Raw genomic sequence first — 13510 nt, 5'->3', positions numbered from 1 at the left:
TGCATGCGAGTGACAGCGGTGCTCATCCTCGGGTGGTTCGTGCTCTTCGCCGCGCCGGCGCGCGCCGCGAAAGTGGGCGTGGACGCGAGCTGCGGCAAGGAGAACTGCGTGTACTACGTGGTCTTCACGGCCGCGCCTGGGGAGCGCAACGTCGTCACCACAGAGGAGCCCGCGGAGACCCTGGCGGTGCTGCGCGACACGGGCGCGCCGCTGACCGCCGGCCGTGGTTGCTCGCTGCAGGGCGACGGCAGCGCCCGCTGCGACGTCAGCGCCTACGCCACCTACGTCTCGCTCGTGGTCAAGCTCGGGGACGGCGACGACGTCGCCGCCGGGGAGGGGAGCTTCGACGGCGGGCCCGGCAACGACCGCATCACCGGCAACGGGACGGGCGGGCCGGGGAACGACGTGCTGATGAACCAGCACGGCTATTTCGTCGACGACGACGGGCCCACACGCGGTCATGACGTGTACCGGAGCTGGGACGGCCAAGGCATCGTCAGCTACGAGACACGCCGGACGGGCGTGCTGGTCGACCTGCGGCCGCAGTCCCGCTCGGAGGACCGGCTGGAAGGCATCCGCGAGGTGCGTGGCGGCCTGGCCGACGACGTCCTGATCGGCGACGACGGGCCGAACCGCCTGATCGGCGGTCCCGGTGCCGACCGGCTGCTGGGCAACGGCGGCGACGACTGGCTGACGACCGGCCGCTCGGACGACCGCGTACGGGCCGAGGTCGTCGACGCCGGTCCGGGCGACGACCGGATCAACGCCGGCTCGAGCCGCGGCGCTGTGCGCTGCGGCTCGGGCGCCGACGTGGTCGAGGCCGGGGCGCTCACCGTGTTGCGCCCGGACTGCGATGCCGTCGCCGTCTCTGGCGGCGTCATCGGGGTGCAGGCGGGCGTGGCCACCCCGAGCGCGGCGTTCGCCACCGGGCTCGCGGGTGAGTGGCGGGCGCGCTTCCGCGACCGCGTGGTCGCGTCAGCGCGCGGGAGCAGCGGAGCCGCCCTGGCGCTGAACACGGCCGGGCAGCGGCTGCTGCGCCGGAACGGACAGCTCGTGCTGTCGATCGAGCACGGCGCGAAGCGCCGGCCCGCGTTCCGGCTGCGCGTGCAGTGGGTGCGCTAGGAGACCTTGATCTCGCCCAGCATCCACGGGTGGATGACGCACACGAACGCGAGCTTGGTGCCCTTCTTGGCGGTGACCTTGAAGGTGACCTTGCCCTTGGGCGCGAGGAAGATCGAGTCGCCCGCGGTGTCGAAGCCCTCGCCGCCGGCCTCGACGAGCTCCTTGCCGACCTCCATCGTCTCCGGGTTGGCCTCGTGGGCCTCCATCAGCGGCCCGCAGGCCTCGCAGCCCATGATCTGCGCCGGCGTCTTCGGGACCTTCTTGATCAGCGACAGCGTGTGCGGCTGCTTCTCGGTCGACTTGTCACGCAGGGTGACCGTCGCGCCGGACTTGACGGTGTAGCTGTCCGCGTCCCAGCGCTGGTCGTCCTGGACGTACGCGTTGGCCTTCACCTTCATGCCGCCGACGGCGGTGATGGTGTTCGCCTTGGGAGCGGCGAGCGCCGGCGCGGCGAAGGCGACGGAGCCGAGCGCGGTGAGCGCGAAGATGCGACGGATCATGCGCGCCATCCAAGAACGACGCGCCCCCGTCTGCATCAGGGATCTCCCTAGTCTCGCCCAGGGCGTACGCCGAAAGGACGAGAGAAACCGGGCGGCGTCCTCCTTACGGTGGACCGCATGCTCGAAGGACTCCCCCCGACACCCGGCGAGCCGCTGCCGTTCGCCGACCGCATCCACATCCGCGCGTTCCGGCTCGACCCACTCGACGTGGTCATCTACGCCGCGCCCGGAGTGACCGGCCCCGCTCGCGCCCAGTACCTCAACCACTGGCACGAGGCGTCCTTCGGCCGCGGGTTCGCCGAGGCGCCGCTGCACATCCACGAGGCCGACGCCCCGTGGGTCGACGTCCCGGTGACGACGTTCTCCGACGGCGACGCGTTCGGCGAGGTGCAGAGCATCCCGATCCCCGGCCACACGCCCGGCTCGACCGCCTTCCTCTGGAACGGCTACCTCTTCACCGGCGACTCGCTGTGGCTGGACGGCGAGGACTGGATCGCGGCGGTGCTCGGCGACAGCGACCGCGCCGCGTACATCGAGAGCCTCGAGCGGCTGCGCGCCGTCGAGTTCGACCACCTGGTGCCCTGGGGCGCGAGCGCCGGCGGGCTCTGGCACGCGCCGGCCGACAAGGCGAAGCTCGACGCGGTCATCGAGCGGCTCCGGCGGGGCGAGGACCGCTGACCTGGGTAGAGATCAGACATGCACGCGATCGAAGATCGGCGCGCGATCGCCGCCGCCGGAGCCGGGTGGGCGGCGGCCGTGACCGCGGTGGCGGTGGTCGGCGGCCTTGCGACCGACACCTCGAGCGACTGGTACCAGAACCTCGAGCGACCATCGTGGCAGCCGCCGGGAGCGGTCTTCGGGCCGGTGTGGACCGTCCTCTACGTGCTGATCGCGATCGCCGCGACCCTGTCGTTCCGGGACGTGGGCGGCCCGCGCCGACGGATCGTCCTTGGCCTGTTCGCGGCCAACCTCGCGCTCAACCTGGCCTGGACGTGGATCTTCTTCCAAGGCCACGCCCCGGTCGCGGCGGGGGTCGAGATCCTGTTCCTGCTGGCAACGATCGTGGGGCTCTTCCGGCTGGTCAAGCCCCACAACCGCACTGCCGCGTACCTGCTCGTGCCCTACGGCGTGTGGGTCACGTTCGCGACCGCCCTGACCTGGACGATCGCGAGCAACAACTAGCTACGCCGCGTTGATCTTGGCCTCGAGGAGGTCGACCAGGCCCTCGACCGGCACGCGCTCCTGGGTCAGCGAGTCGCGGTCGCGCAGGGTGACCGTGTCGTCCTCGAACGTCTGGTGGTCGACGGTGATGCCGTAGGGCGTGCCGATCTCGTCCTGGCGGCGGTAGCGCTTGCCGATGTGGCCGCCCTCGTCGTACTCGGCCGACAGGCGCTTGCGCAGCGCGGTGTAGATCTCGCGGGCCTTCTCGGGGTGGCCGTCCTTGCGCAGGAGCGGGAGCACGGCGACCTTGATCGGCGCGACCGTCGGGTGCAGGCGCAGCACCGTGCGGGTCTCGCCGCCGATGTCGTCCTGGTCGTAGGCCTCGCAGAGGAGGGCGAGCATCGTGCGGCCGAGGCCGGCGGCGGGCTCGATCACGTGCGGGAGGTAGCCCTTGCCGGTCTGGGGGTCCTTCCACTCGAGCTTCTCGCGCGAGTGCTCGGCGTGCTGGGTGAGGTCGAAGTTGCCGCGGTTGGCGATGCCCTCGAGCTCGGACCAGCCGATCGGGTACAGGTACTCGACGTCGCTGGTGCCGGACGAGTAGTGGCTGAGCTCCTCGGCGTCGTGCGGGCGCAGCCGCAGGCGCTCGGGATTGATGCCGAGCTTGACGTACCAGCTCAGGCGTTCCTGGCACCAGTACTCGTACCACTGCTCGGCCTCGTCCGGCGGGACGAAGAACTCCATCTCCATCTGCTCGAACTCGAGCGTGCGGAAGATGAAGTTGCCGGGCGTGATCTCGTTGCGGAACGACTTGCCGATCTGCGCGATGCCGAACGGCGGCTTCTTGCGCGCGTAGTTCAGCGTCTGCTTGAAGTCGAGGAAGATGCCCTGCGCGGTCTCAGGACGCAGGTAGACGGTCGAGCCCTCGTCCTGGACGGGGCCGATGTTCGTCTGGAACATCAGGTTGAACGCGCGCGGCTCGCTCAGGTCGCCGCCGCACGTCGGGCACTTCACGAGCGCCGGGTCCTCGCCCTTCTCGACGGCCTCCTCCTGGAGGTGATCGAGCCGGTAGCGCTTCTTGCACTTGCCCAGGCACTGGACGAGTGGATCGCTGAAGCCGGCGAGGTGGCCGGAGGCCTCCCACGTCTTGGGGTGCTGGATGATCGCCGAGTCCAGGGCGACGATGTCGTCGCGCTCCTGGATCATCGCCTTCCACCACGCATCGGTGACGTTGCGCTTGAGCAGAACGCCGTAGTGCCCGTAGTCGTAGGTGTTGGCGATGCCGCCGTAGATCTCGGAGGCGGGGAAGATCAGGCCACGCCGCTTGCAGAGCGCGACGACCTCGTCCATGGTGGCTGCGGGCATGGGGCCTGAGTCTAGGCGGCTAAACTCGCGTGCTCAGTCATGCCCATTTACGAGTACCGCTGCGAGAACGGCCATCACTTCGATGTGATGCAGAAGATGACCGACGGCCCGGTCACGGAGTGCGAGGTCTGCGGGGCGCCGGTTCAGCGCGTCTTCCACCCCGTCGCCGTGCACTTCAAGGGGTCCGGCTTCTACAACACGGACTACGGCACCGCCAAGCGCAACCGCCAGTCCGCCGCCTCGGCTTCCTCGGGTGCTGACAGCCACGACGCGAAGCAGGCCGAGAAGAAGTCCGACAGCTCGTCGTCGAGCTCGGACTCCACTTCCTCGTCGAGCAGCTCGACGACGAAGTCGGACGCATAAGCGTTTCTGATCGCGTCCCGCACGGATCTTCATTTGCGCTTGGGGTGACGGGCACAGACACTGGGTGGGTCCATGTCTGCACGCCACGTCACCCTGCTCGCTGCCCTGTCCGCCATCTGGGGCGGCTCCTACCTCCTTATCAAGTACGCGCTCGACGGCTTCTCGGCCGCGATGATCGTGTCGCTGCGGTGCCTGCTGGCCTCGCTGGTGCTGTTCGTCGTGCTGCGGGTGACCGGCCAGGCGTCGCGCGCCTGGGCTGACGTGCGCGAGCGCCCGAAGTGGGCGCTCATCCTGAGCGTGACCGCGGTGGCCGCGCCGTTCCTGCTGATCACCTACGGCGAGCACGTCGTGCCGAGCGGCCTGACCGCGGTGCTGATCTCGCCCGCGTCGCTGTTCATCGCGCTGCTCGCGCCGTTCCTGCTGCCGTCGGAGAAGATCGACCGCCGCCAGGGCATCGGCATGCTGCTGGGTCTCGCGGGCGTGGTGCTGATCGTCGGCGTGGAGTCCGTCCACTCGCTCGAGCAGTTCCTCGGCGCGATGGCGATGGTCGGCGCGGCGTTCTTCTACGGGCTCTCGAACTTCGTCGTCAAGGGCAAGTACGGCAAGCTCGCGGCGGTCCAGACGTCCTGGATCAGCGTGACCTTCGCCGGGCTGCTGACGCTCCCGATCGGCATCGCGACGACGCCCGGGCACACGCCGGACGTGGGCGCGGTCGCCGCGCTCGTGGTGCTGGGCGTGCTCGGGACGGCGCTCGCGTTCGTCATCTACTACGAGCTGATCGGGGCGATCGGCGCGGCCCGCGCGGCGCTCGTCTCCTACCTGGCGCCGGGCGTGGCGCTGTTCTACGGCGCCATCTTCCTCGACGAGGAGATCACGGTCGCGGCGATCCTCGGGCTGGTGGCGATCCTCGGCGGCGTGGCGATCGCCTCGCGGGCCAAGCGGACGCCCGCTCCGGCGGCCACGCCGGCCATGGCGCGCGCTTCCTGACAGCGTGTTAGCTTCCGCCGCGTGGACCTGACGCTTTCGCCGGCGGAGGAGGAGTTCCGCGACACGCTGCGCGCGTGGATCGCCGACAACCATCCGGGCAAGGAGCCGGAGGGGGACGAGGCATCGTTCGCCTTCCGGCGCGACTGGCAGCGCAAGCTGAACGAGCGCGGCTGGGCCGGGCTCACGTGGCCCGAGGCGTTCGGCGGGGCGGGCGCGACGCAGATCGAGCAGGCGATCCTGTTCGAGGAGTTCGCGGCGGCGCGCGCGCCGCAGATGGCCAACGTGCTCGGGCTGACGATGGGCGGGCCGACCGTGATCGCCCACGGCACGGACGAGCAGAAGGCGCGCTTCCTGGCGCCGATCCTGAGCGCCGACGAGATGTGGTGCCAGGGCTTCAGCGAGCCCGAGTCCGGGTCCGACCTCGCGTCGCTCAAGACGAAGGCGGTCCTCGACGGCGACGCGTACGTGGTCACCGGCCAGAAGGTGTGGACGACGTACGCGCACCACTCCAAGTGGTGCATGCTGCTCGCGCGCACCAACGCCGACGCCCCCAAGCACCGCGGGCTCACGTACTTCCTGATGGACATGGAGCAGGAGGGCGTGGAGATCCGCCCGCTGGTGCAGATCACCGGCGAGGCCGAGTTCAACGAGCTGTTCATCGACGGCGCGCGGATCCCGGTCGAGAACGTCGTCGGCGGCGTCGACAACGGCTGGCGGGTGGCGATCACCACCCTGATGCACGAGCGCGCCGGGCTCGCCTTCGCGCTGCAGGCGCGGGTGCAGGTGGCGCTCAGCGAGCTGGCCGACGAGCTCAAGGGCACCAAGGACCCGCTCGTGCGGCAGCGGTTCGCGCAGATCGCGATCGAGGCGCAGGTGCTGCGGCTGCTCGCCTACCGCGGGCTCACGAGCACCATGAAGGGCGGCGAGCCGGGCCCCGAGGGCTCGCTGGGCAAGTGGCTGTGGGCCGACATCAACCAGGCGCTGACCACGCTGGCGATGGACGTCAAGGGGCCCGCCGCGCAGCTGGTCGACGACACGTGGACGTACCGCTTCCTGCGGGCCCGCGCGAACTCGATCGAGGGTGGGACGACCGAGATCCTCAAGAACATCGTCGCCGAGCGAGTGCTGGGGTTGCCGCGCGCATGAACTTCGACCTGACCGAGGACCAGCGCGAGATCCAGCGCACCGCCCGCGAGTGGCTCGCCTCGCGCTACCCGATCGCCCGTGTGCGCGAGATCGCGCTGGACGGCGGCTCCGACGCGACCTGGGACGAGATCGTCGAGCTCGGCTGGCCGGACGTGGCCGAGCTGGGCATCGTCGAGCTGGCCGTGGTCGCGGAGGAGCTCGGCTACGCGCTCGCCCCGACGCCGCTCGCCGCCGACTGGGCGGCGCGGCTGCTGCACCCCGGGCTCGAGGGACGCGGGACGGTGGCGATGTGGGATGAGGGCGGCAACGCGCCCGACGCCTCGACGATGCCGGCGTCGCTGGTCGGCACGAAGATCGCGGTGCCGGCCGCCGACGTGGCCGACACGTTCGTGGTCACGGCCGACGGCGGCCGCCACTTCGCGGTGCCCGCGTCCGCGGTGTCGGTCGAGCCCGCGCGGGCGTTGGACCCGACCCGCCCGCTGTTCACCGTCCGCTTCGACGGCGGCGGCGAGGCGCTGGACGGCGACCACTTCGGCCGCGCCTGGCACGCGATCGCGGTGGCTGCGGCCGCCGAGTCCGTCGGCGTCGCCCGTCGCGTGACCCAGATGTCCGTCGAGTACGCGAAGGAGCGCAAGCAGTTCGGCCGCCCGATCGGCGCCTACCAGGCCGTCTCCCACGCGTGCGCGCAGATGTTCCTGGAGGCCGAGGGCGCGCGCAACGTCGTCCTCTGGGCGGCGTGGGCGCTCGACCACGACCCGGCGGCCGCGTTCGTCGCGGCCAGCTCGGCCAAGGCCTACGCGAGCGACGCGGCGGTCAACGTGTGCCGTTCCGCCCTCCAGGTCCACGGCGGCATCGGCTTCACCTGGGAGCACGACCTGCACCTGTTCCTCAAGCGCGCCGAGGCGAACGCCCACGCGTTCGGCGACGCGACCTGGCACCGCGAGCAGGTCGCGGCGATGTACCTCTAGCCCAAGAAGCGGTCGACGGCCCGCTGCTTGGTGGCGTCGTCGACCGTCAGCCCGGCGCCGCCGTCGGGCAGGGTGACCCCGCCGCTCGGCTTGAGCACCTGCGGCTTGGCCGTGCCGGCGCTCAGCTCCGCGCCGACCACGCCCAGGAGCGTCGGGCCGGACATGTCCGAGCGGACCGCCTTCGGCGCCGCCCAGGACACCCAGGGCAGGCGCACGAACGTCTCGACCGAGGTGACCTTGTCCTTGATCGCGCCGAGGATCTTCTGCTGGCGGCGGGCGCGGGTGAGGTCGGACTCCTTCGGGTTGCACTCGTTCTTGCGCGTGCGGGCGAGCGCGAGCGCCTGCTTGCCGTCGATCTCCTGCTCACCGGACTTCAGCCGCAGCGTGTAGCCGCCGTTCTTGAAGCCGCCGTTGATGCGCGAGACGACGCAGCCGCCGCGGTAGGTCACGCCGCCGAGCGCGTCGATCAGCTGCGGGAAGTTCTCGAAGTTGACCTCGATCAGGTGGTTGACCTGCACGCCGAGGAAGCCCTCCACCGTGCGGATGGCCAGCGCCGGGCCGCCGATCGCGTACGCGGCGTTGATCTTGCTGCGGCCGTGGCCGGGGATGTCGACCACCGTGTCACGCGGGATCGACAGCGTCGCGTTGTGGCCGCCGCCGATCCGCAGCAGCAGGATCGAGTCCGACCGCGAGGCCTGGCCGATCTTCTGCGCGCCCGGCTCCTTGCTGTCCTTGGTGCGCGCGTCCGAGCCGAGGACGAGGATCGTGTTCGGCGACGTCAGCGGGTAGCCGGCTCCGCCGAGCTCGGCGTCGGCCGCGTCGGACACCTGCGCCGACTGGATCTGCGCCGACACGAGGAAGAGCACGAGCGAGATCGCTAGCCACGCGAACACGGCGGTGACGACCCAGCGGAGGATCCGCCAGAAGCCGATCCGGCGGCGGCCGGGGCGGCGGCGCGGGAACGGGAGGCGACGGCGCCGGCGGGGCGGCGGAGGCGCGTCCTCCCAGCCGTGCGACGGGGGCGCCTCCTCCTGCTGCATCTCGGCCAGGCCACCGTCATCGTCACGTCGGCCGAAGAGCTTCGGCTTCGAGCGGTAGACGTTGTACGGACGCTTGTCGTCGGGGTCGGCCATGCGGGAGGCGGTAGGGTGGCCGGCATGGCCGAGGGCTACGTCATCGGCGTCGACCTTGGCGGCACGAAGCTGCTCGCAGGAGCGATCGACGCGGACCTGTCGGTGATCCACCGTACCAACCGACTTGTGTACGGGTTAAACCAGGACGAGCTCGTGCAGATGATCGCCGACGCCGTCGATGAGATCCGCGTCGCCGTCGGCGAGATCAGCGCGATCGGGTTCGGGATCCCGTGCACGTTCGACTCACGTACCGGGATGGCGGTCCAGGCCGTCAACGTCCCGCTGAAGGACATCGCGTTCGGCGAGCTGATGGCGGACCGGCTGAACATGCCGGTCGTCGTCGACAACGACGCGAACTGCCACACCGTCTGCGAGTCGCGGCTGGGGATCGCCCAAGGCGCGACCGACGTCGCGCTGCTCACGCTCGGCACCGGGATCGGCGGCGGCCTGCTGCTCAACGGCCAGGTCTACCGCGGCTGGATCATGGGCGGCGCCGAGATGGGCCACATGGTCGTGGAGATGAACGGCCGCCCGTGCCAGGGCAACTGCCCGAACTGGGGCTGCCTGGAGTCCGTCGCCTCGGGCACCGCGCTCGTGCGCGAGGCGTCGCTCGCGGTCGCCCGCCAGCCCGACACCGCGCTCGGCCAGGCGCTCGAGAACGGGCGCGAGCTCACCGGCCCGCTGATCACCGAGCTCGCGACGGCGGGCGACCCGGTGGCCCGCGGCGCGATCGAGACGATCGGCCGCGCGCTCGGCGTCGGCATCACGAACCTCGTGAACATCTTCAACCCGCAGGTCGTCGTGATCGGCGGCGGCGTGATCGCGGCGGGGGAGATCCTGCTCGCGCCCGCGCGCGAGGTGATGCTCGAGCGTGCGCTCGCGCCCGGCAAGGACGTCGTCCGCGTCGAGGCCGCCCGCTTCGGGCCCGAGGCGGGCATGATCGGCGCCGGCCTGCTCGCGCGTGACGTGATCGACGGCAAGACGACGGGCGCGATCGAGAACCACCCGCGGTGAGCGGCCGGCTGGTCGTGTGCCCGACGCCGATCGGGAACCTCGAGGACATCACGCTGCGCGTGCTGGCCGCGCTGCGCGACGCCGACGTGATCGCCTGCGAGGACACGCGCCACACGCAGGGCCTGCTCAAGCGCCACGGCATCGAGGCGAAGCTCGTCTCCTACCACGAGCACAACGAGCGCTCGCGGGCGGCTGAGCTGGTCGAGCGGCTGCGCGGCGGCGAGGTCGTCGCGCTCGTGAGCGACGCGGGCATGCCGCTCGTCAACGACCCGGGCTACGACCTGGTCGGCGCGACGATCGCGGCGGGGCTGCGCGTGGAGGTCCTGCCGGGGCCGTCGGCGACCATCACGGCGCTCGTGGCCAGCGGGCTGCCCAACGACGTCTGGCGCTTCGTCGGCTTCCTCCCGCGCAAGGCCGGGCCGCTGCGCGAGGTCTTCACCGCGAGCGAGACGATCGTCGCGTTCGAGTCGCCGCGCCGCGTCGGTGCCTCGCTCAAGGTGCTCGCCGAGGACGACCCCGAGCGTCCCGTCGCGGTCTGCCGGGAGCTCACGAAGCTGCACGAGGAGATCGTCCGCGGGACCGCCGCGGAGCTGGCCGCCAAGTACGGCGACGAGGATGCGCGCGGCGAGATCGTGCTGGTCGTCGGCGGTGCGCCCGCCGCGACGAGCCTCGACCCGAAGGCGGTCGAGGCCGTGCGGGCGCTCGTCGACGCGGGCGCCCGCTCCAAGACGGCCGCGAAGGTCGTGTCCGACCTCACCGGCGCGCCGTCGAACGAGCTCTACCGCGCGCTCTTGACCTGATAGGTCCCGATCATCCCGGCCATCATGTGGCTCTCCACGTGGCAGTGGTACATCCACGTGCCGGGGTCGCGCTCCCGCCAGCGGATCCGGGCCGACTCGGCCGGGCCGAGCGTGACGGTGTCGACGGGCACGCCCAGCGGGTTGCGCCAGCGGTGGCCGTGGACGTGGAACGTGTGGTGCTCTGAGCCGATCACGGTCACGTCCCACTGGACGAGCTCGCCCACGCGCGACTTGAACACCGGTGTGTTGCCGACGAACGCGCGGCCGTTGATCGCCTGGAACTTGCCCATGGGCGAGAAGACGACGACGTACTCGCGGTCCGGCGCGCGTTCCTTGCGGCCGAGGATCGAGAGCATGCCGAACATGCCGCCTTCCAGCGACGCGGTCATCTCCTTGCCGTGGTCGTGGTACGGCCAGGCGCCCGCGGAGTCCTTGCCGGCCGTGAGCTTGTAGGTCCACGTCTCGCCGGGCTTGACGTCGGCGTCCTTGCCGGAGTAGCCGGGCAGGTAGGACCCGTCGGAGTCGGGCTTGTACTCGACGCCGTGGAAGTGCATCGAGTGCGGCCGGTTGAACGCCGTGTCCATGTTCTTGAAGTGCACGCGCAGCTTGTCGCCGACGCGGGCCTTCAGCAGCGGGCCGGGGATCAGGTCGCTGTTGCCCGAGCCCGGGGCGTTGACGTTCTCCAGCGGCTTCTTCCAGCCCTTGGTGTAGCGCCGGTACACGACCGTGCCGAACACCGTGTCCGCGGGGGTCAGCTGGGTGCCGTGGATCGCGTCGCGTTGGTTGGGCGCGATGTTGAGCGTCACCGGCACGGCGGCGACCCAGTACTCCCGGGTCGCCGCGTCCGACACGGCCGGGGCGACCAACATGGCCGCCCCGACGAGCGATGCTGCCGTCAACCGCCTCACTGGACGGTGACGGAACCCTGCATGAAGGGGTGGATCAGGCAGTAGAACTTGTACGTGCCGGCGGTGTCGAACTTGACGCTCGCCTCTCCGGGCAGCGGCGACTTCGAGTTGGCGTCCAGGACGCCGGAGCTCCAGAAGCCGTTGCCGTGCGTCGCGCCGCTCAGCGAGACCGGGGTGACGTCGCTCGGGTACAGGCCCTTCGGGTCGATCGCGGGCGACTCGAACGACTTGGCGATCGCGCCGATGTACGAGTTGCCGTCGTTGATGTCGCCCGGGCCGAACGACGCCGTGTGCGCCTCGTAGCTGCCCTTGGTCATCACGAACTTGACGGTGGTGCCGCGCGCCACGGTGAGGCTGGCCGGGACCATGCCCATGTACTCCAGCCCGCCCTTGGCGGCCACGCCGAGCGCGACGGTGTTGGCGCCCTGCGTCTTGGTGCCGAGGCCCTTGGCGTTCTTGACGCTGGCGTCGGTCTGCTGCTTGAGCGTGGCGGCGTCCTGCTTGGCGCTCGGGACCTTCGCGCCCTTCTTGGCGACCTTGACCGTGGCCTTCATGCCCGGGTGCAGGTCGCACAGGACGGTGTAGCTGCCGGCCTTGGTGAACTTGACCGTCATCGGCTTGGCCTTCTCGCCGGGGAGGCCCGAGTTGACGCCCTTGGCGCCCGTGTACGTGAACGACTTGCCGTAGCCCGAGGACTGGAAGAACTCCGGGTTCAGGCTCATCGCGTCCTGGCCGTTGAACCAGAAGGGCGCGCCGGCCGCGTCCAGCGAGCCGGCGACCTTCTGGCCGGTCGGGACGATGAACGGGATGCCGCTGCCGCCCTTGGCGGGGATGTCGACGTTGTGGAAGCCGGCCGGTACGAAGCGCACCGAATCACCCGCGTTCACGGTCAGCTTGCTCGGATAGAAGGCGTTGGTCGTCACCAGCTCGCCGAGCTTCTTGGCTGTGGCGGCGGGCGCGCCGACGGACATGTCCTTCGTCTTCGCCTGCGCCGCGGCGGGCACAGCCAGCGTGATCGCGGCGGCGGCGACCACGGTGCGGAGGGGAATCATGCGGATCAAGAAACGCTGACGCGCAAGCGAAGTCAAGCGTTGCGGGAAAGTGTGGTGCTGGCACGTGAGGCGGGTTCGGATATCCCCCGTAAGGACGGCGGAGAACTCCATCGCACCGGTTTCGTGCAGGCGAGATAGTCGCGTCCGATGCGCCGCACCCTGCTCGCCCTCACCGCCTTCCTCGCCCTGCCCGCCACGCCCGCCCTGGCCCAGCACGACCACGGCGAGATGGGCTCCGGACCGGCCGTCCCGATCTACAACGCGTCCTTCGCCGTGCCGCACCTGGACGTGCTCGCCGGCGACACCGTGACCTGGCACAACGCCTCGCTGCGCGCGCACAACGTGCTCGCCGACGACCGCAGCTTCGCCTCCCCGCGGCTGCTGATGGACGGCATGTTCGACCACCGCTTCGACACCCCCGGCGACTACACGTACTTCTGTCAGCTGCACCCGACGATGCGCGGCGACATCGGCGTCCACCGCGTGCTGCTGGACGCCGCGAAGGAGCCCGCCGCGCCGGGCAAGCCGTACGCGCTCAAGGGACGCGCGGCGCTGCCCGAGGGCGCGACGGTGTCGATCCAGGCCGACGGCGCCGAGCAGGCGACCGCCACGGTCGGGGCGAACGGCGCGTTCACCGCGGCCGTGACCCCGGCGGCCACGGCGAGCTACACCGCGGTCGCGGGCGGCGAGGCCTCGCCGCCCGTCCAGCTGCTCGTGCTCGACCGCAAGGTCAGCGCGGGGCTGAAGGTCGGCAAGCGCACGCTCACGATCACCGCGAAGGTCACGCCCGCTTCGGCCGGCTCGACCGTCGTGCTGCAGCTCAAGCTCAAGGAGCACTTCGGCTGGTGGCCGGTGAAGGCGACCAAGACCGGGGCGGACGGCATCGTGCGCTTCACGGTCGACCGTGGCCGCAAGGTCCAGGCGCGCGTGCTGCTCACCGCCGCCGACGAGGCGACCGAGCTCGCGCGCAGCGCCGCGTTCCGCCTAAAGTAGG

Annotated in this window: 15 protein-coding genes; 10 read left to right on the top strand and 5 right to left on the bottom strand. The window is 70.8% G+C overall.

The window, feature by feature from the left end:
* Nucleotides 1-3: 3 nt before the first annotated feature.
* A complete protein-coding gene (locus C8N24_RS07680) occupies nt 4-1122 on the top strand; it encodes a calcium-binding protein (protein ID WP_147447682.1) in 1119 nt (372 codons plus the stop codon).
* Here the strand turns inward: C8N24_RS07680 and C8N24_RS07675 are convergent.
* Nucleotides 1119-1622: a cupredoxin domain-containing protein gene (locus tag C8N24_RS07675; protein WP_147447681.1), complete on the bottom strand. Its 504-nt coding sequence runs from the start codon at nt 1620-1622 to the stop codon at nt 1119-1121. The genes C8N24_RS07680 and C8N24_RS07675 overlap by 4 nt on opposite strands.
* 117 nt (nt 1623-1739) lie before the next feature.
* Between C8N24_RS07675 and C8N24_RS07670 the strand changes: the two genes are divergently transcribed.
* Both C8N24_RS07670 and C8N24_RS07665 read left to right on the top strand, forming a co-directional pair.
* A complete protein-coding gene (locus tag C8N24_RS07670) occupies nt 1740-2300 on the top strand; it encodes an MBL fold metallo-hydrolase (RefSeq protein WP_121253014.1) in 561 nt (186 codons plus the stop codon).
* 18 nt (nt 2301-2318) lie between these two features.
* Nucleotides 2319-2804 carry a TspO/MBR family protein gene (locus tag C8N24_RS07665; RefSeq protein ID WP_121249490.1) on the top strand — a complete coding sequence of 162 codons (486 nt, stop codon included), beginning with the start codon at nt 2319-2321 and terminating at the stop codon, nt 2802-2804.
* On the opposite strand, the gene C8N24_RS07660 is transcribed toward C8N24_RS07665, so the two are convergent.
* Nucleotides 2805-4145 (bottom strand): glycine--tRNA ligase, encoded by a 1341-nt coding sequence (locus C8N24_RS07660; protein ID WP_211339873.1) that lies wholly within the window; start codon nt 4143-4145, stop codon nt 2805-2807.
* A gap of 39 nt (nt 4146-4184) precedes the next feature.
* Between C8N24_RS07660 and C8N24_RS07655 the strand changes: the two genes are divergently transcribed.
* The 4 genes from C8N24_RS07655 (at nt 4185) to C8N24_RS07640 (ending at nt 7609) form a co-directional block, all read left to right on the top strand.
* A complete protein-coding gene (locus C8N24_RS07655; protein ID WP_121249488.1) occupies nt 4185-4508 on the top strand; it encodes an FmdB family zinc ribbon protein in 324 nt (107 codons plus the stop codon).
* A gap of 72 nt (nt 4509-4580) precedes the next feature.
* A complete protein-coding gene (locus C8N24_RS07650) occupies nt 4581-5495 on the top strand; it encodes a DMT family transporter (protein WP_121249487.1) in 915 nt (304 codons plus the stop codon).
* A gap of 21 nt (nt 5496-5516) precedes the next feature.
* Entirely contained in the window at nt 5517-6641 is a 1125-nt protein-coding gene (locus C8N24_RS07645) for an acyl-CoA dehydrogenase family protein (protein WP_121249486.1), read from the top strand.
* Entirely contained in the window at nt 6638-7609 is a 972-nt protein-coding gene (locus tag C8N24_RS07640) for an acyl-CoA dehydrogenase family protein (protein WP_121249485.1), read from the top strand. Before C8N24_RS07645 ends, C8N24_RS07640 begins: the two co-directional genes overlap by 4 nt.
* Here C8N24_RS07640 and C8N24_RS07635 read toward each other — a convergent pair.
* The gene (locus tag C8N24_RS07635) at nt 7606-8742 is read right to left on the bottom strand and encodes an LCP family protein (RefSeq protein ID WP_121249484.1); all 1137 of its coding nucleotides are present in this window, start codon (nt 8740-8742) and stop codon (nt 7606-7608) included. The two genes, C8N24_RS07640 and C8N24_RS07635, sit on opposite strands and share 4 nt — an antisense overlap.
* A gap of 24 nt (nt 8743-8766) precedes the next feature.
* Here C8N24_RS07635 and C8N24_RS07630 point away from each other — a divergent pair, with 24 nt between their 5' ends.
* The gene (locus tag C8N24_RS07630; RefSeq protein ID WP_121253012.1) at nt 8767-9756 is read left to right on the top strand and encodes an ROK family protein; all 990 of its coding nucleotides are present in this window, start codon (nt 8767-8769) and stop codon (nt 9754-9756) included.
* Nucleotides 9753-10556 (top strand): 16S rRNA (cytidine(1402)-2'-O)-methyltransferase, encoded by an 804-nt coding sequence (rsmI, locus tag C8N24_RS07625; protein ID WP_121249483.1) that lies wholly within the window; start codon nt 9753-9755, stop codon nt 10554-10556. The genes C8N24_RS07630 and rsmI overlap by 4 nt, the downstream gene beginning before the upstream one ends.
* On the opposite strand, the gene C8N24_RS07620 is transcribed toward rsmI, so the two are convergent.
* Both C8N24_RS07620 and C8N24_RS07615 read right to left on the bottom strand, forming a co-directional pair.
* A complete protein-coding gene (locus C8N24_RS07620; protein WP_121249482.1) occupies nt 10535-11425 on the bottom strand; it encodes a multicopper oxidase domain-containing protein in 891 nt (296 codons plus the stop codon). The two genes, rsmI and C8N24_RS07620, sit on opposite strands and share 22 nt — an antisense overlap.
* A 35-nt stretch (nt 11426-11460) precedes the next feature.
* A complete protein-coding gene (locus C8N24_RS07615; protein ID WP_121249481.1) occupies nt 11461-12516 on the bottom strand; it encodes a cupredoxin domain-containing protein in 1056 nt (351 codons plus the stop codon).
* A gap of 147 nt (nt 12517-12663) precedes the next feature.
* Here C8N24_RS07615 and C8N24_RS07610 point away from each other — a divergent pair, with 147 nt between their 5' ends.
* Nucleotides 12664-13509, top strand: a complete 846-nt coding sequence (locus C8N24_RS07610; RefSeq protein WP_121249480.1) for a cupredoxin domain-containing protein — start codon at nt 12664-12666, stop codon at nt 13507-13509.
* Nucleotide 13510 lies beyond the last annotated feature (1 nt).

Source organism: Solirubrobacter pauli (assembly GCF_003633755.1).
Lineage (GTDB): Bacteria > Actinomycetota > Thermoleophilia > Solirubrobacterales > Solirubrobacteraceae > Solirubrobacter > Solirubrobacter pauli.
Note: the sequence above shows the minus strand (reverse complement) of the source record. Positions and strands in the feature narration are given on the sequence as shown.